Source organism: Pseudomonas sp. P108, assembly GCF_032613195.1.
Lineage (GTDB): Bacteria > Pseudomonadota > Gammaproteobacteria > Pseudomonadales > Pseudomonadaceae > Aquipseudomonas.
In genome coordinates this window covers 3,689,860-3,707,753 of record NZ_CP126691.1, presented here as the reverse complement: position 1 = coordinate 3,707,753, position 17,894 = coordinate 3,689,860, and the positions used below count along the sequence as shown (strand labels likewise).

14 protein-coding genes are annotated in these 17,894 nt (G+C 60.5%); 11 read left to right on the top strand and 3 right to left on the bottom strand.

Going from position 1 to position 17,894, the window contains the following annotated elements:
• The first annotated feature begins 37 nt into the window (after positions 1-37).
• The 9 genes from QOM10_RS16200 to QOM10_RS16160 all read left to right on the top strand — a co-directional run bounded on the left by QOM10_RS16200 (position 38) and on the right by QOM10_RS16160 (position 9,545).
• Positions 38-1,636, top strand: a complete 1,599-nt coding sequence (locus QOM10_RS16200; protein ID WP_316916499.1) for a ShlB/FhaC/HecB family hemolysin secretion/activation protein — start codon at positions 38-40, stop codon at positions 1,634-1,636.
• Between the two features lie 14 nt (positions 1,637-1,650).
• Positions 1,651-3,447 (top strand): DUF2341 domain-containing protein, encoded by a 1,797-nt coding sequence (locus QOM10_RS16195; RefSeq protein ID WP_316916498.1) that lies wholly within the window; start codon positions 1,651-1,653, stop codon positions 3,445-3,447.
• Between the two features lie 11 nt (positions 3,448-3,458).
• Positions 3,459-3,884, top strand: coding sequence for a biopolymer transporter ExbD (locus tag QOM10_RS16190; protein ID WP_316916497.1), 426 nt, complete (start codon positions 3,459-3,461; stop codon positions 3,882-3,884).
• A gap of 3 nt (positions 3,885-3,887) precedes the next feature.
• Positions 3,888-4,592: an energy transducer TonB gene (locus tag QOM10_RS16185; RefSeq protein WP_137216818.1), complete on the top strand. Its 705-nt coding sequence runs from the start codon at positions 3,888-3,890 to the stop codon at positions 4,590-4,592.
• Between the two features lie 39 nt (positions 4,593-4,631).
• The gene (locus tag QOM10_RS16180; protein ID WP_095112037.1) at positions 4,632-6,329 is read left to right on the top strand and encodes a putative porin; all 1,698 of its coding nucleotides are present in this window, start codon (positions 4,632-4,634) and stop codon (positions 6,327-6,329) included.
• A 17-nt stretch (positions 6,330-6,346) separates the two neighbouring features.
• Positions 6,347-6,976: a DNA repair protein gene (locus QOM10_RS16175; RefSeq protein WP_316916496.1), complete on the top strand. Its 630-nt coding sequence runs from the start codon at positions 6,347-6,349 to the stop codon at positions 6,974-6,976.
• Positions 6,977-6,993: 17 nt separating this feature from the next.
• Complete coding sequence (locus QOM10_RS16170) at positions 6,994-7,464, top strand: YbjN domain-containing protein (protein ID WP_160040376.1); 471 nt, start codon at positions 6,994-6,996, stop codon at positions 7,462-7,464.
• Positions 7,461-8,408: a peptidylprolyl isomerase gene (locus QOM10_RS16165; RefSeq protein WP_316916495.1), complete on the top strand. Its 948-nt coding sequence runs from the start codon at positions 7,461-7,463 to the stop codon at positions 8,406-8,408. The genes QOM10_RS16170 and QOM10_RS16165 overlap by 4 nt, the downstream gene beginning before the upstream one ends.
• Before the next feature lie 156 nt (positions 8,409-8,564).
• Positions 8,565-9,545: a LysR family transcriptional regulator gene (locus tag QOM10_RS16160; RefSeq protein WP_316916494.1), complete on the top strand. Its 981-nt coding sequence runs from the start codon at positions 8,565-8,567 to the stop codon at positions 9,543-9,545.
• A 641-nt stretch (positions 9,546-10,186) separates the two neighbouring features.
• Here the strand turns inward: QOM10_RS16160 and QOM10_RS16155 are convergent.
• Complete coding sequence (locus QOM10_RS16155) at positions 10,187-15,190, bottom strand: hypothetical protein (protein ID WP_316916493.1); 5,004 nt, start codon at positions 15,188-15,190, stop codon at positions 10,187-10,189.
• A 263-nt stretch (positions 15,191-15,453) separates the two neighbouring features.
• Here QOM10_RS16155 and QOM10_RS16150 point away from each other — a divergent pair, with 263 nt between their 5' ends.
• On the top strand, positions 15,454-15,972 hold the full coding sequence (locus QOM10_RS16150; RefSeq protein ID WP_316916492.1) for a GNAT family N-acetyltransferase: 519 nt from the start codon (positions 15,454-15,456) through the stop codon (positions 15,970-15,972).
• Between the two features lies 1 nt (position 15,973).
• Here QOM10_RS16150 and QOM10_RS16145 read toward each other — a convergent pair whose 3' ends face one another.
• Positions 15,974-16,666 (bottom strand): aspartate/glutamate racemase family protein, encoded by a 693-nt coding sequence (locus QOM10_RS16145; protein ID WP_316916491.1) that lies wholly within the window; start codon positions 16,664-16,666, stop codon positions 15,974-15,976.
• Positions 16,667-16,878: 212 nt separating this feature from the next.
• On the opposite strand from QOM10_RS16145, the gene QOM10_RS16140 reads away from it, so the two are divergent.
• Positions 16,879-17,370 carry a hypothetical protein gene (locus QOM10_RS16140; protein ID WP_316916490.1) on the top strand — a complete coding sequence of 164 codons (492 nt, stop codon included), beginning with the start codon at positions 16,879-16,881 and terminating at the stop codon, positions 17,368-17,370.
• Positions 17,371-17,675: 305 nt separating this feature from the next.
• Here QOM10_RS16140 and QOM10_RS16135 read toward each other — a convergent pair whose 3' ends face one another.
• Positions 17,676-17,894, bottom strand: a complete 219-nt coding sequence (locus QOM10_RS16135; protein ID WP_123375400.1) for a cbb3-type cytochrome c oxidase subunit 3 — start codon at positions 17,892-17,894, stop codon at positions 17,676-17,678.

Sequence of the window (17,894 nt, the reverse complement as noted above, 5' to 3'; positions counted from 1 at the left end):
GAAACGCCAACAGGTCATCGCGAATTCAGGGGGTAGTGTGGAACCGATTTTCAAGTCACGGCTGGCGCTGTGGGGCTGGCTGCTGGTGACGGCGGGCGCGCAGCCGGCATTGGCCGAAGAGGCCGCCAACAACGCAGCGGCCCAGCGTCTGGTCGACGTCAACGAATACTTCGTGCGCGGCAACACAGTGCTCGATGCGCGGGCGATTGAAGAAGCGGTGTACCCGTTCCTCGGCCCGCAAAAAGCCCTCACCGATATCGAAGGCGCGCGGGACGCCTTGCAGAAGGCCTATCAGGAGCGCGGCTATCAATCAGTGTTCGTCGAGCTTCCGGAGCAAGCCGTGGCCGACGGCATCGTCTACTTGCAAGTCAGCGAAACCAAGGTCGGCCGGGTGCGTGTGGTCGGCGCCAAACACTATTCGCCGCTGGACATCCGCGACGACGTCCCGGCGCTGAAAGAAGGCGAGGTACCGGACTTCGCCAAGGTTCAGGGCGAACTGGCGCAGCTCAACAAGACGCCGGGCCGGCAAGTGATGCCGCTGGTGCGCGAGGGTCAGCGCCCCGGCACCATGGACGTCGATTTGCAGGTCGAAGACCAGAACCCATGGACCGCCAGCGTCGGCCTCAACAACGACTACAGCGCCGACACGGAAAAGCTGCGCACCGTCACCAGCCTCGGCTACAACAATCTCTGGCAGCTCGGCCACAGCATCTCGCTGACGTACTTCACCGCGCCGCAGGAAACCGACAACGCCAAGGTCTGGTCGGGTTCCTACACCGCGCCGCTGACCGATCGCTGGAGCGTGCAGTTCTCCGGTTACCAGTCCGACAGCAACGTCGCCACCATCGGCGGCAGCAACGTGCTCGGCAAGGGCCATTCCTATGGCGTGTCGGCGATTTACACGTTGCCATCGAGCGGCAACTGGTCGAACTCGCTGTCGGCCGGCATCGACTTCAAGGACTTCGACGAACGCCTGACCCTGTCCGGCGAGAGCGACAAAGTCCCGTTGCAATACGCGCCGTTTACCTTCGCCTACAACGGCTATCGCTACACCGAGAAGAGCCAGCTCGGTCTCGGCCTGAGCCTGGTTGCCGCCACTCGCAGCATCTTCGGCTACGGCAGCTCCGACGAAGATTTCGACTACAAACGCTACCGCGCCAAACCGAGTTTCGCCGTACTCAAGGGCGATACCAATTACACCTGGACCTTCGACAGCGACTGGCAGAGCGCAAGCAAAGCCGCGTTCCAACTCGCGTCCGGGCCGCTGGTTTCCAACGAACAATTCTCCGCCGGCGGCGCCACTTCGGTGCGGGGTTATCTGGCTGCCGAACGCACCGGCGATGACGGCTTGCTGCTCAGTCAGGAAGTGCGCACGCCATCGCTGGCCAAGTACGCCGGCACGTGGATGCAGGACTGGCGTTTCTACGCCTTCGCCGAAGGCGCGCAGCTTTATCTGCGCGACGAACTGCCGGATCAGGACGCCAATTACGCCTTGGCCAGCGTCGGTCTCGGCACCCGCGCCAGCCTGAGCAAATGGCTGTCCGGCAGCCTCGACTGGGGCTACCCGCTACTCGAAGGGCCGAACACCTCGAAACAGGAATCGCGCCTGCACTTCAACCTTCAAGCCACTTTCTGACAAGGAGCACGTTCATGCAGCGCCTCTTTCTTTCGTTGTTGATCTGCCTGGGCTTCGTGCTCCCGGCCACGGCTCAGGCCTGGTGGCAGGACGACTGGCATTACCGCAAACAGATCGCCGTCGACACCACGCCACAAGGCGCGGCGATCAATCAGGCCCTCGGCCGCACCGCGCTGCTGGTGCGCCTGCACACCGGCAACTTCACCTTTGACGGCGTGAAAGAGGACGGCTCGGACCTGCGCTTCGTCGCCGCCGACGACAAGACCGTGCTCAACCACCAGATCGAAAGCTTCGACGCGTTGATGGGCATGGCGCTGATCTGGGTCGATGTGCCGAATGTCGAGGGTGGTCAACGCCAGGACATCTGGATGTATTACGGCAATCAGAAGGCGCCGGCAACCGGCAACGGCCAACTGACCTTCGACCCGAATTACACCGCGTTGTATCACTTCGATGGCGCCACCGGCACCCCGGCCAAAGACACCACCGCCTACGGCAACACCGCGCAAAGCGCGACCGGCGCGGCGATTGACGGCGTAGTAGGGCGAGCCTTGCAGTTCAGCGGCCAGCCGTTGCTGCTGCCGGCCAGTCCTTCGTTGCAACACAACGCTGGCAGTGCGTTCACTTTCAGTGCCTGGTTGCGTCTGGATCAGGCCAATGGCGAACAACTGATTCTCGCTCGTCGTGAAGGCGCGAACAGTCTGCTGATCGGTGCGAATCAAGGCGTACCGTTTGTAGAGATCGATGGTCAACGTGCTGTTGCCACGCAAGCACTGAATCCCGGCCAATGGCAGCACGTTGCGCTGACCGCTGAGGGTTCCAAAGTCACCCTGTACATCAATGGCCGCGAAGGCGCGACCCTCGCTCAGGCGATGCCGGCCTTCAACTCGGTCATGGCCATCGGTGCCGATCTGCATGAAGGCCCATTCCAGCCATTCGTGGGCGCCATCGACGAACTGCGTCTGTCGAAAGTCGCCCGTCCCGCGCCGCTGTTGCTGGCCGACGCGACTTCACAAGGCGCCGAGTCGAAACTGGTCGCTTACGGCGTCGATGAAGAGCAATCCGGGTTCGGTTTCGGCAGCCTCGGCTTCCTGCTCAACGCGGTGCCAATCGACGCCTGGGTGATCATCGCCGTGCTGGTGCTGATGATGTTCCAGTCGTGGATCATCATGCTGCGCAAGAACCGCAGCCTCAGTCGCGTGTCTGCCGCCAACGAAGACTTCCGCGTGCAGTTCGCCAAGGTCGGCACGCGTCTGGAAATGTTCGCCGACGATGCGCAACTCGCCCAGCGATTGCAGCATTCGTCGCTGTGGCGCCTGTACTTGGTGGCGGTCAAAGAAATCCGTACCCGCCGCGAGCAGGGCGCCGATACCTCCTCGGTATCCGCCGCCACCATCGAAGCGATCCGCTGCTCCATGGACGGCGTGCGTACCCGGGAAAACCAGCAACTGAGTTCGAAACTCTCGACCCTGTCCAACGCGATCGCCGGCGGCCCGTACATCGGTCTGCTCGGCACCGTGCTGGGGATCATGGTGGTGTTCCTCGGCACGGCGATGGCTGGCGACGTCAACATCAACGCCATTGCTCCCGGTATGGCCGCCGCGTTGTTGGCCACGGCGATGGGCCTGTTCGTCGCGATCCCGGCGCTGTTTGGCTACAACCGCCTGATCACGCGCAACAAGGAAGTCAGCGCCGACATGCGCGTGTTCGTCGACGAGTTCATCACCCGTCTGGCGGAGATGCACGGCGAGAGTCAGTTCAGTGAGTCGTCGCATCGCGGCCATCACGCCAACCACTCTCTACCGGCCTGAGGAGCACTGACATGGCGTCCGTAAATGCCTCCCACGACGATGATGAAGATGCAGCAGTGGACAGCATCAACATCACCCCACTGGTCGACGTGCTGATGGTGGTGCTGGTGATGTTCATCCTCACCGCCACCGCGCAGGTCTCGGGGATCCAGATCAACCTGCCCAAGGCCAGCGTCTCGGTGTCGCTGTCCGAGGCCAAGACCAAGGCGATTTCGGTCAACGACGGCGGTCAGGTGTTTCTCGACGCCTACCCGGTGACCCTGGCTGAACTGGAAGAACGCCTGCGCATCGAGAAAGCGCAGAGCCCGGATTTCCCGGTGATCGTGCGCGGCGACGCGACGGTGCAATACCAGAAAGTCATCGAAGTTCTGGATCTGTTGCGCCGGCTCGAACTGTCCCAGGTCGGTCTTGTGACCGGCAAACCGAGTCAGGGCTGAGTCATGACCGCACAACTCCCGATCGAGCCGCTGCCGGTGAAAAAGCCAGCGCTGCGTTATGCGAAGTGGGGCGCCGGATTGCTGATCGGCGCGCTCGCTGCGTGGTTTTTGTGGCAGTGGGCCAATGACATGAGCGGTATCCGCCGCGAAGCGCCGAAGGTGCCGACGATCATTCCGTTGCCACCACCGCCACCTCCGCCGCCGGAAAAACCACCGGAGCCGGAAACCCCGGTGGAAGAGAAAGTCGTCGAGCCGGAGCCAACGCCCGAGCCAGAAGAGGTCAAGCCCGAGGAAGAAGCGCCGCCATCGCCGGCGGACGATCTGGCCAACCCGATGCAAATGGACGGCGATGCTCAAAGCGGCAGCGACGCCTTCAACATCGGCGCGGGCAAGGGTGGCGGCATGGCCGGAGCTGGCGGCGGACGTTTGGGCACGGGGACGTACAGCCAGTTTCTGGCGTTCACCTTCCAGCGCTTGCTGCGTGAAAACCCCGAACTGCGCAACCTTGCGTTTTCGCTGCAGGCCGATGTCTGGCTGAGCAGCGTTGGCGAGATCACCCGGGTCGAGCTGATCAAGTCCAGCGGCAATCCCGAAATCGATACTCAGGTGCTGGCGGCGCTGCGCGGTGCCCCGGCGCTGAGTGAACGGCCACCGGCCTCCATCACGTTGCCTGTGCGCCTGTCCCTGCAAGGGCGGCGTCCGGGTTAATTCACTTATTTACGCTTTGCCAAAAGGAGTTGTGTGCAGATGATTTCCAACGTGAATCGATTGTCCCTGGCGGTCGGCATGGTCATTGCGACCCTGGTCGGTCAGGCCGTGGCAGCGCCTGCGCCCTCGGAGAACGCCACGATCAATCTGATCCGCTTGCTGGTCGAGCAGGGCATTCTGAAGCAGGACAAGGCTGACGCACTGATCGCCCAGGCGCAGAACGAAGCGGCGCAGGCCAAACAAGCTGCGGCATCCACCGCCGTGGCGGCCGGGCCAGTGGCGGCGCCGGGCGATGTCCGTGTGCAATACGTGCCGGCAGCGGTGCGCGACCAGATCCGCGACCAGGTCAAAGCCGAAGTCATGGCCACTGCCAAACAGGAAAACTGGGCCGCGCCCAACAGCTTCCCGGAATGGGCGGCGCGCATCAGTTTCGACGGCGACATTCGCTTGCGCAATGAATCGCGCTACTACTCGGACAGCAACAGCAACGAGATCGTCGACTTCGCCAAGCTTAACAACAACGGCCCGTACGACGTAAACCCCAACAGCAGCACCAATCTGCCGCCGTTGCTCAACACCCGCGAAGACCGCACCAACCAGTTCCGCATCCGCGCACGGCTGGGCATGAAAGCCGAGATCTCGCCGCAATGGACTGCCGGTATTCGTATCGGCACCGGCTCGGACAACAACCCGGTGTCGACCACGCAAAACCTCGGCGGCGGCTTCGCCAAGAAGGATATCTGGCTCGATCAGGGCTACCTGAACTGGAAGCCTACGGATGAATTGACCCTGACCGGCGGGCGCTTCGCCAACCCGTTCATGTCCACCGACATGCTCTATTCCAACGATTTGAATTTCGACGGCGTCGCGGCGATTTTCGACCACAAGCTCAACCGCGATTGGGGCGTGTTCGGCACCGTCGGCGCGTTCCCGGTGGACTACACCAACGACACTGCCAGCAGCAACGGCTTCGACAAGGAAGAAAGCGATAACAAGTGGCTGTACGGCGCGCAAATTGGCGCCAAGTGGGCGATCAACAGCAACAACCGCTTGAAAGGCGCACTGGCTTACTACCGCTTCGACGACATTCAAGGCCAGCGCTCCAGCCCTTGCGAACCGTGGGCCGGCGCACCGGGCTGCGACAGCGACGGCAGCCGTGCGGCATTCATGCAGAAGGGCAACAGCGTGTTCCTGCTGCGCGACATCACGCCGAACCCGCTTAACCCGACCACCACGCCGCAACCGCAATTCGTTGGCCTCGCTTCCGAATTCAATCTGCTGGACTTGAACGTAGTGTGGGACGCCGACCTGCCAGAAGACTTCAAACTGCGCAGCCAGGGCAACTACATCCACAACCTCGCCTACGACGAAGGCGACATGCGCAAGCGTTCGGCCGGGCAGATCGTCAACAATCTCGACAGCAACGGCGACATCGAAAGCGGCGCCAACGCGTGGATGGTGCAGTTCACCCTCGGCAGCGCGCTGGACCTGAAAAAGCAGGGCGACTGGAACATGTTCGCTGGCTACAAGTACATCCAGCCCGATGCCTTGCCGGACGGCTTCAACGACTCCTCGTTCCACCTCGGCGGCACCAACGCCAAGGGTTATTTCATCGGCGGCAACTACGGTCTGGCGAAGAACGTTTATGCCACCGGTCGCTGGATGAGCACCGAAGCGGTGTACGGCGCGCCGTTCGACATCGACGTCTTGCAGCTTGAGATCAACACGCGCTTCTAAGGCGCCGGGAGAGGGTTATGAAAACGCGTTTGTTGTGGCTGAGCCTCGGCTTGTTGTGCGCTACCGGTGCGAACGCCGAAGGCATGGAAGAACGCCTGCGCACGCAATTGCGCAGCACCACGCAACAGTTGCAGGCCCTGCAAAGTCAGCAGGCCCAGGCCAGCGCCGCGCAATTGGCGGCGCAAAACGAAGCCAAGGCTGCGCAGGCGCAAATCAAGCAATTGAGCGCTGAGCTGGCCAAGGCCAAAGGCCTTGCCGAGCAGCTCGCCGGGCAGCAACAGAGCCTGCACAGCCAGGCGCAGGCACAAGTGGCGGCCAGCGCCGAGCAGACCGGCAAGTTCAAAAAGGCCTATGACGAGTTGCTGGTCATGGCCCGTGCCAAAGAGGCAGAACGGTCTAAGCTTCAAGCGCAATTGGCTGAACGTGACACACAAGTGCAGCAATGTTCAGTCAAGAATCAGCAGATGTACGGCGTTGCCAAGCAGATCCTCACTGCCTACGAAAACATCGACGTGGCCGAGGTGATGAAGATCCGCCAGCCCTTCGCGGGCAGCGCCCGGGTCAAGTTCGATGAACTGGCCCAGGGGTTCGGCGATGACCTTTACAAGACTCAATTCGACGCGCCGCAAGCCGCGCTCGCACACTGATGAACAAGGAAGAAACAATGACTCAATTGATCAGCCACGTATCGCCAAAATCCCTGACCGAAGTCCTGCAAGCTGCGGGTTATCGCGTCAACGAAACCGAGCAGAACGGTATTGTTCAGTTGCTCAGCGCCAGTCAGGGCATTGGTTACGCCGTGCGTTTCGGTAATCCGGCGGTGGAGCAGGGCAGTTACGTCGATTTCACTTTCAGCTGTGCGCTGCGGGTGCAGGGTGAGTTGCCACAGGGTGTGGCCGAGCAGTGGAACGCCAGCCGTCGTTTTGCCCGGTTGTCGTTGCAGGGCGAGTTTCTGGTGATGGAAATGGATGTGGTGGTGGCGGCAGGTGTGAGCAACGATCACCTGCGCGGCAACCTCGAATTGTGGGATCGCCTGTTGCAGGAGTTCATCGTTTATCTGCGTGACTTCACCCAGAACGGCGGCGCGCAGACCGCCAAAGTCGCCGTTGCCGAGCAAGAGGAAGTCGCGCTGTGAAAAAGCCTGCCATGGTGATCAGCGCTGCGGCAGTGGCGCTGTTGGTGGTGGCCGTGGCGCTGGTGGTGCGGCCGGGCAGGGACCCGGTCGCCGCCCAGCAATCGTCACCGCTGACGACGGTTGCAACGGGGCCGGCGGTGGCGCGCTTGGGCAATCAGCAAGTAACCCCTGCGGAACTTCAGGCGTTGCTGGCGACAGTCCCGCCAGAGACCCGCGAACAATTGCGTGGTAATCGGGAAGCGCTGGAACGCTGGATTCGCACGCGTCTGGCCGAGAAAGCGGTGCTGGAGCAGGCCGATGCCCAAGGTTGGGCGCAGCGCCCGGACGTGGCACGGCAGACCCGTGCGGCGACTGAGCAGATTGTGTTCCGTGATTACTTGCGTTCGGTCAGCCAGGTGCCGGCGGATTATCCGAGTGCGGCTGAATTGCAGCAGGCTTATGACGCGGGCAAGGCAAGCTGGCAGACCCCGGCGTTGTATCGGGTCAGTCAGATTTTCCTCGGCGTCAATGATCCGCAGAATCTTGAATCGGTGCGCAAGCAGGCGCTTGACCTGAGCAAAAAAGCCCAGGCGACGCCTGCGGAATTTGCCGCGCTGGCGACTCAATATTCGCAGGATCGCGTCACCGCTGAACGCGGCGGCGATAGCGGTCTGCAACCGTTGCAGCAATTGGTGCCGGAAGTGCGAAGCGCCGTGGCGCGGCTCAAGGTCGGCGCGGTTTCCGATCCCGTCCAAAGCGCCGCCGGGTTCCATGTGATCAAGCTCACCGAGCAACAACCCGCCCGTACCGCAACCCTCGATGAACTGCGCGATCAACTGACCCAGGCCTTGCGTGCGCAACGCCAGGAGCAAATCGCCCAAGCCTATCTGGACGGCATGCTCAACACCGCAACACTGAGCATCGACGGCGCTGAACTCAACAAAGTCCTCGAGGAAAAACACTGATTTCACCTACACCACAACCCCCCTGTAGGAGTGAGCCTGCTCGCGATAGCGGTGGGTCAGGTTAGTCAATGTCAACTGACCGGACGCTATCGCGAGCAGGCTCACTCCTACAGGGAGCTGCGTAAGACAAATACAAAGATCGACAGGGAGTCATCGATGTCATTCACCGAACCCGCAGGACGACAGGGCAACCCCGATTACCACTGGCCACACGACAACAGCGAACCGTGGCTCGCACACGCCGCGACCATCGACGCCGACGTCGCCCAATACTTCCTGGTCAGCGCCCGCTGCGGCTGCTTCATGCAAGCCGCACGCAGCCTTAACGTGCGCTCGACCTTGCTGCGCAAACAACTCGCGCAGCTTGAGCATGAACTGCAACACACGCTGTTCAGCTTTCAAGGCAGCGCCCTGAGCCTGACCCGCGAAGGCCAGCAACTGCAGGCCAAACTCGTGGCGCTGGCCAACGAACGCAAACTCCCGGTGATCGAACAACCATTGATTCGCCTCGCCGTCGCCGAATCGATCCTCCACGACATCCTCGGCCGCGACCTCATCGCACTGCTGCGCCGCAACGCCAGCGTACGCCTGGAAATCATCGCGCTGGACAGCGAACTGTCCCTGCGCGCGGTCAGCGCCGACATCGTCCTCTGGCTCGCCCACGGCGAAACCCCACACCCCGGACCGACCTTCGCCACCAGCGAACCGCAAGCGCTGGCGCGCCTCGACTACCTGCCACACATCGCCAAACGCTACTCCCGCGTCACTGCCCGCCCGGACACCCCCGACGACCTCGCCGACTTCATGCTCGTGCAATGGCAGCACGATCGGCAGATCGACAGCTTTCGTCCGTGGAATGAACTGGTTGAACAGCGCCTGGCCGGGGTGGTGCAGATGCAGTCGTATGAATTGATGCTGGAGATGATTCGCTGCAGCGCGTGCATAGGTTTGCTGCCGGCGTATATGAGCCGGTTTGATCGGGGACTGATCGCGCTACCGGGGCTGTTCGAGGAACCCATGCAATTGCAGGCATGGCTGGCGGTGAACGCCGAGTCACGGAATATCGCCGAAGTGCAGACCCTCATCGATCTCATCCACCACACCTTCAACGAACGCCACGAATGGTTCCAGCCCTGATGCATTCCTCTGTGGGAGCGAGCTTGCTCGCGAAGGCGGTCTGACATCCGGCAATGATATCAACTGATATGACGCCAACGCTGGCAGGCCAGCTCTCACAAGGGTAAAGCTGGCTGGAAATCGGTGTCTGAACACTACCCAAAGTGGGAGTGAGCAAGCTCACTTCTACACGGATCTGTGGAGAATCTGGACAATGTGAACACCTTAGAAAACTGTGGGAGCTGGCTTGCCAGCGATGAGGCCCACCCGGAAAACCATACTCCCGCTGTATGCACCCAATCCAAATGTCGGAGTGAGCCTGCTCGCACTAGCTGCCGAACAGCCACCGAAAACCTCACTGAACATGCGCACCCTGTTATCGCCGCTCCAGCCTCAAGCCCGCAACCTGATCCGCCGCCCCAACACATTCCTCACATCACACCCACCACGCAACAACATTTCCGCCGCATGCGCAGCTGCTTGTTCGCAGGAGGCGAAGGAAATTGTATTTCGGTTGGTTGAAAAAGTTTGCTTTAAAAGAAAGGTAAATAAACCCGTCCCATTTTCTGGCCCCCTTTTTTCCGAAAAGATTTCAGCCGAAGTCTAGGATGTTCAGTTTTGGAAAAGCGAAAACGGGACTTTGCCCCGTTTAGCCATAGCGGTCAGTCTGGGATGGTTATCATGCAAGTACTCAAAGTTGACATGGAAGTGCACGTACTCCCCGAGGCCCCATCGCTAAGAAAATTAAATAGCTGTTGATTTCCCGAACCACCGGCGCATCCCGCAGGGTTAGGCGGGAGCCCCGGGTAGTAATTGAACGGTTGATATCCCGTATAGTCACCTGTTTGGTCCAGCGACCGTCCAAAAGGGGCATACCCAGGGTTGGTTGTTGCCCAGGCGAAGGCCTGCGCATGCGTCATTTGTGCCTTGTTCCACAGGAGCCTGCGCTTTTGATGTTCGACTGTGATATCGATCACCTTGGTTTGTCCAACTGAATCGCGAATCGTAATCGTCGCGTCGCCTGTGATTAGTCCTCTTATTTCGCCGGTACCATTGACTGTTACGATTTCAGGCCTGGATGAAACATAGGTGATAGGGGGAGTGCCGCCTGTGGCTTTTCTTGACGTCTTGGATTGAGGAGGTACAGCCCCGGTCGGTCTCCAAGGTAGCCCCGTGCCTTCGATCGACAGTGTTTGCCATGATAATTTGATCGGTGAAACGTCCACTACAAGATCGGGCGCCACGGTAAAGGTTCTGGCCGCGGATGTTACGCCGGAGCCGTAGAGCGCTTTAGCCGTGAAACTGTGCGCCGCAACCGCCAGGCCACTCACCAGCAGTGTCCAGACACCGGTTGTGGCATCTGCAGTTGCCTGACCTTTGGAGACAGCGCCGTCAAAGACTTCGACCTTCTGACTTTTGGCCGCGACGCCGCTCAGGGTTACCGCCGTTTCCACGGTGACCCCGCCTTGGGGGATTTCGACACCGCTGGGGGAGCCTTTGACCGATGTCAAAGTCGGAGCGGTGGCGGCTGTGACCGTCAGTGTTCTGGCGGCCGACACAGCACCGGAGCCATATAGCGCCTTGGCAGTAAAGCTGTGTGCTGCCACAGTCAGGGCACTGACGAGCAGTGTCCAGACACCAGTAGTGGCATGGGCCGTAGCCTGGCCTTTGGAGATCGCACCGTCGAAGATTTCTACTTTCTGTCCGTTGGCGGCCACCCCGCTGAGGGTCACGGCTGTTTCAACAGTTGTTCCGCCTTGCGGAATTTCCACGCCGCTGGGTGAGCCTTTGACCGATGTCAAAGTCGGAGCGGTGGCGGCTACGACTATTACGTTCCGGGCATTCGAAACCGATCCGCCTTGGCGCCTGGCGCGCAAGTTATAAGTGGTCCCGACACTGAGTCCAGTGAATTGAAATGTCCACGTACCTTGCGCATTGACTTGAATGTTGGTGTTGGGCACAGCTGCGCCATAGTTGACCAAGTCGATCACGGTGCCAGGGGTGGCAATGCCGCTTAAAATGATCGTTGTATGGGTGGTTTGCCCATTGTTGGGGATCTCGACTAGAGCTGAGTCAGTGATCAAGCGGAGTTCGGGTACGATGTTTTGCACGACAGTCAGCGCTCTGGCAGCTGATACTGCACCGGAGCCATACAACGCCTTGGCGGTAAAGCTGTGTGCTGCCACAGTCAGGGCACTGACGAGCAGCGTCCAGACCCCGGTTGTGGCATGGGCCGTAGCCTGGCCTTTGGAGACCGCGCCGTCGAAGATTTCTACTTTCTGTCCATTGGCAGCCACCCCGCTGAGGGTCACGGCTGTTTCAACAGTTGTTCCGGCCTGCGGAATTTCCACGCCGCTGGGCGAGCCTTTGACTGACGTCAGCGTTGGTGCGGTGGCGGCGGTTACGGTCAAGTTGCGCACATTCGAATATAGTGGATTGCTTGGATAGAGTGCCTGGGCGTACAACCGCCGCGCGCCGAGTGGTACGGTGATCGTAAGCTCCCAAACACCAGTCGTTCCGTTTGCAGTTGCGGTGCCCCGTGATGCCGAACCGGACCCGGTGCCGTCACGAATTTCGACCTGCTGGCCCAGGCTTGCGGTGCCCTTGAGTTTCAATGTAGTACTGACGGTTATTGCGCCTTCTTGCAATTCCGTATTCGCGGCGTCCTGCACGTTACTCAGTACTGGCACGACTACTGCCGTGATTAACAAAGTTCTTGCCGCGGACGATGCGCCGGAGCCGTACAGCGCCTTGGCCGTGAAACTGTGCGCCGCGACCGCCAGGCCACTGACCAGCAGTGTCCAGACACCGGTTGTGGCATGGGCCGTAGCCTGTCCTTTGGAGACCGCGCCGTCGAAAATCTCAACATTCTGCCCGTTGGCGGCCACCCCGCTGAGGGTCACAGCTGTTTCAACAGTTGTCCCGGCCTGTGGAATTTCCACGCCGCTGGGTGAGCCTTTGACTGACGTCAGCGTTGGTGCAGACGCCGCAGTCACGGTCAGTGTCCTGGCCGCGGACGATGCGCCGGAGCCGTACAGCGCCTTGGCCGTGAAACTGTGCGCCGCGACCGCCAGGCCACTGACCAGCAGTGTCCAGACACCGGTTGTGGCATGGGCCGTAGCCTGTCCTTTGGAGACCGCGCCGTCGAAAATCTCAACATTCTGCCCGTTGGCGGCCACCCCGCTGAGGGTCACAGCTGTTTCAACAGTTGTCCCGGCCTGCGGAATTTCCACGCCGCTGGGTGAGCCTTTGACTGACGTCAGCGTTGGTGCAGACGCCGCAGTCACGGTCAGTGTCCTGGCCGCGGACGATGCGCCGGAGCCGTACAGCGCCTTGGCCGTGAAACTGTGCGCCGCGACCGCCAGGCCACTGACCAGCAGTGTCCAGACACCGGTTGTGGCATGGGCCGTAGCCTGTCCTTTGGAAACTGTGCCGTCGAAAATCTCAACATTCTGTCCGTTGGCAGCCACCCCGCTGAGGGTCACAGCTGTTTCAACAGTTGTCCCGGCCTGTGGAATTTCCACGCCGCTGGGTGAGCCTTTGACTGACGTCAGCGTTGGTGCAGACGCCGCAGTCACGGTCAGTGTCCTGGCCGCGGACGATGCGCCGGAGCCGTACAGCGCCTTTGCCGTAAAACTGTGCGCCGCCACCGTCAGGCCGCTGACCAGCAGCGTCCAGACACCGGTTGTGGCATGGGCCGTAGCCTGTCCTTTGGAGACCGCGCCGTCGAAGATTTCTACTTTCTGATTTTTTTCGGCCATACCGCTTAGGGTTACAGCGGTTTCGTCCGTGCTAGTGCCGTGAGGGATTTCCACGCCACTAATTGAACCTTTTATTGAGTCAATGGTTGGAGCAATGGACTGACCAATCCGCAAGGTTAATTCATGAGAATAACCCAACGTTTCTCCCGCCCGCTGAATGCTGTAATCCGCCACCACCGTTCCATTGAGGTTGGCACTCACATACTGTTTCGGTACGGTCAACTTCACCGGTTTACCCGCTGTCGCAGGGATCAGGTCGACATGGTCGTTGGTGCTGCCACCGCTGGCCGAGCCGCGCCAGCGATAGGCAACGCGGTCCTTGTCTTGGGTGCCAAGGTACGGCATGACAAGCGTTGCGCCGCTCGGTGGCACTTTGTCCGGATCAAGCGAGTCGTCCTCTTCTGCGCCTTCGACTTCCGGGCGATCGAAGGTGGGCAGTGCGACGCCGACCTGCATTTTGAAGGTCAGAGATTTGCGCACGCTCAGCAGTTGCGTTTCGCTGTTGGTCACTTCGTAGTACACGTCGACGGCAAGGCCATTGAAGCGCTGGATCTCGGCGTTGCTCACGCTGCGCACCACGGGCTGGTTGTCGGGCAGATTGCCGACCGGGCGCGGGTCTTCGTAATAAACCGGGGCACCGCCTGCGCCTTGCGCAAACCAGATCAGGTTTAGCTGATCACTGGCGTTTCGGCCGGCGTACCAAGGGATATTCACCGTCGCCCACACGGTTTCCGGTGGAAGGGTGCCACCGGGTGCTTCGTCAACGGTCGGGGCGGCCAGTTGGCTGATATCACCCTCAACGCTGACGCTGGCGTTTTTCGAGGCAACGTCGGCGGTGTCATTACGCTTGCGCACGAAACCCACGGAGGCGCCGCCCTTGGCGATCGCACGAACGGCTGTGTTGGGAATGTTGAAGTCGATCTGGAAGGGCACGAACTCGACCGGGCGGGTCAGCGGCCCGACGATGATCTGCTGGCCTTGCGCGGGGGTACCGACCCACGTCAGCACCACTTCGTCGCCCACCTGATAATTGGTTTTGTCGGTGTATACGCGAGCGATGACGTCCTCATTGCCGAGTTCATCAAGCACCACTTTGTTGGTCGGAAACCCTTTGACTAAAACGCTCGGTTCGTCCAACCGAGTCCCACCCAGATCCACCAGTACCGATCGAATCGCAGACCACGGCGCGCGCTCATCCGGGTAATTTCCGCAGCGATCGACCACTTGATACGCCACGGCGACCCCCGACCCATCGCCAGCCTTCTCGATCAGCGCGCGACTGAAAACGATATCGATCGGATGAGTGGCCGGATTGTCGGCTTGCTCCGGGCTGACGGACAGCGTCACGGTCTGGCTGCCCCAGCGAGCGATGATCGTGTCATAGCGCGTGCAGTTGCGATAAGGCGAGATGCGCATCGTCACGCCTTTGTCAGGCAGGTCTTCGCCGACTTCGTCGTAGTCGAGCGAAAACTTGAGATCAGAATGACCGTCATCTCCGGGAATGTCGTCGTATTCGCCAGGGCGGGTGAGCTTGACCAGCAACAACTGCGGTGGGTTCAAGTCTTCCGGAGTCTGATTCTTGCGCGTGACCCGGTAGAAAACGCTGGCGTCGCCGTCGATCACGTGAGCCTTGGCAATTGTGAAAGGCACATCGCGATTCAGTTCGTCCTCGCGCTCGAGGGTTTTGCTCCAGACCCCCGCGCTTGGGCTGTTCCAGAACACTTCGACCTTGTCACCGAGGTTCATCGTCAGCCAGGCGCGAACGATGCCTTGCAGATCACCCTCCACCGCACGAATGGGGATCCCGCCGTCGTAATGTTCCGCGGGACTGAGGGCAACCATCGCCGGGAAGTACAACCCTTTCAGGGCTTGCGGATGGGAAGGCTGTTCGGTGTCGAGAGTCATGGCCGTTGCTCCGTGCTGGGTAGGGACGGAGTGATTGAACGGCTAAACGGCCGATTGCGCACCTGTCAGATCTGACAGGTGCGAGCTCAAATCCGACGGGCGGTAGAGGAGTGGCTGAGTTGCAGGTTTGTGTCAAATAACGCAAACGGTGAATGACAGATCGCTTTCGCGAGCAGGCTCGCTCCTACAGTAGTTACTCTCGCCAGACAGACAATCGGCGGTTTAGAGTGGTCGGCCACACATCGATCCAGGAAGGATCCGCCATGCCCGATCACAACGCCGCCATTCACATCGAACGCTTCAGCGAGTCGCACCTCGAGGCTGTCACTGCGCTCTACAACGAGCGGGCTGTCACCCGGCAGGTGTTGCAGATGCCGTTTCAGTCCGTCGACGTCTGGCGCCAACGGCTGCTGGTGGAAAATGAACGGGTGTTGAAGCTGGTCGCGTTGCATCAGGGCCAGGTCATCGGCCACCTGGGGCTGGAAAACTATTCGCGGATTCGTCGCAGTCATGCCGGCAGCGTCGGTATGGCAGTCGCCGTGGCGTGGCAAGGCAAAGGCGTGGGTTCGATGCTGTTGGCGGCGGCGCTGGACGTCGCCGACAACTGGATGAATCTGCACCGCGTCGAACTCTCGGTTTACGCCGACAATGAGGCAGCCATCGGCCTCTACCGCAAATTCGGTTTCGAGGACGAAGGCCTGTTTCGCGATTACGCGGTGCGCGACGGGCAGTGGGTCGACACCCTGAGTATGGCCCGCCTGCGCAGTCGCCCGAAAACCTGACTCAGTCGCCCAATGCGAACGCCACCGCCGACTGCGCATGCAGTTCGGTGGTGTCGAGCAGGGGCAGGGCGCTGTGTTCGGGTTTGATCAACAGGCCGATTTCCGTGCAACCGAGGATAATTGCCTGAGCGCCGCGCGCGGTGAGGGATTCGATCACCCGCTGATAGATTTGCCGTGACTGTTCACTGATCACGCCGACGCAGAGTTCGTCGTAGATGATCCGGTGCACATCCTTGCGCTCTGTTTCGTCCGGCACCAACACGGTCAAACCCTTGGCGACCAGGCGTTGCTTGAGAAAGTCCTGTTCCATCGTGAATGCGGTGCCGAGCAATCCGACCGTGCGTGCATCTATGTTCAGAGCCGCCTGTGCGGCTGGTTCGGCAATGTGCAAAAACGGAATGCTGATCGCCGCCTGAATCTGCTCGGCAACCTTGTGCATGGTGTTGGTACACAGCACCACGCATTCGGCGCCGCCGGCTTCTAGCCTGCGCGCAGCATCGACCAGAATCGCCGCCGCATCGTCCCAGCGCCCGGCGTGCTGGGCCTGTTCGACGGGGCCGAAATCGACGCTGTGCATCAGCAATTGCGCCGAGCGCAACGGGCCGAGACGATCACGGACTTGCTGATTGATGAGTCGATAGTATTCGGCGCTGGATTCCCAGCTCATGCCGCCGATCAGGCCGATGGTGCGCATTGGATGTCCTCAGGCAAATGACAGTGTCGAGTGTTCAGGTCTGACGGGAGTTTCCTGTTGTTCATGCTTCGATACCAGCAGCAAGTGACTGTACCGCTGATCTTTCACGCAAGTGTCATGGTGCTTTGTCGGGGCGGGTGCAGGTTAAACGTACGCCGGGGCTGGTATCTGCCACTATCGACCTTTGCAGGTCCTTTCCGAGGAACACCGCTATGGACGACATACAACAACTGGGCGAGATGCTTCGTCATTACGCCGAGAGCGAAGCGCACAAGAAGCAACTGTTCGAGACGCAATCGGCGGCTTGGGCTACACGGATTACCGCGTTGTTCGGTGATATTCAGCAATGGCTGGAACCGGTGCAGGCGCCGAATCTGCTGGAGGTGAGTCGTGAGGCGTATGTCGCGTTCGGGCCGAGCACACCGGTGGAGACCTCGACCTTCAAGACAGAGAAGCTGAGCATTGTGATTGCCGGTAAACCGGTGGAGTTTGTGCCGGATGTGATGGGCAGCGCGGGACAGATCTCGCTTGCGGTGATGGGGCTGACGGCGGCGCGTTATGGCAGCATTTCGCTGGTGGGATTGGCGAATGGTGAGTGGCAGTGGCGCAAGACCAATGGTTTGAAGGATCCGGATACGTTTGTGTTTGATGCGAACTTTCTGGCGCAGCAGTTGCAGAGCCTGATTCCTCGGGATCGTAGTTAAGATCAAGAGCTTACCCCCTCACCCCAGCCCTCTCCCCCAAGGGGACGAGGGGAAAGGGAGCCGATCTTCATTGGTTTTGAGATTGCATTCACCTTGGATATTTCAGGTCGGTGTAACCCGAATAATCAGCTCGGTCAGTTCCCGCTCCCTCTGGGGCGAGGGGGGGGGAAGGGGGCAGACCGAGTGCTGTTCAGAACCTGAGTTCAACTTGATATTTCAGGTCGGCGTAACCCGAACAAACGACTCGGTCAGTTCCCTCTCCCTCCGGGAGAGGGCTAGGGTGAGGGCAACCCACCTGACACACCTCACATCTCCAGATTGACCCACCCCGGCTTCGCCACCTCCGGCGCCACCGCTTTCACGGTTTTCCCGGTAGCCAGCTCCACCCGCCGCGCCACCTCCGGGTCATCGGCAAACGGCACCATGCTCGCTTCATCCAGGCTGTCCGCCGTCTCCCGTCGCAAGCAGTACTCCACCGCCAGCCACAGGAACACCACGCCCAACACATCAAAGAAAATCTCCAT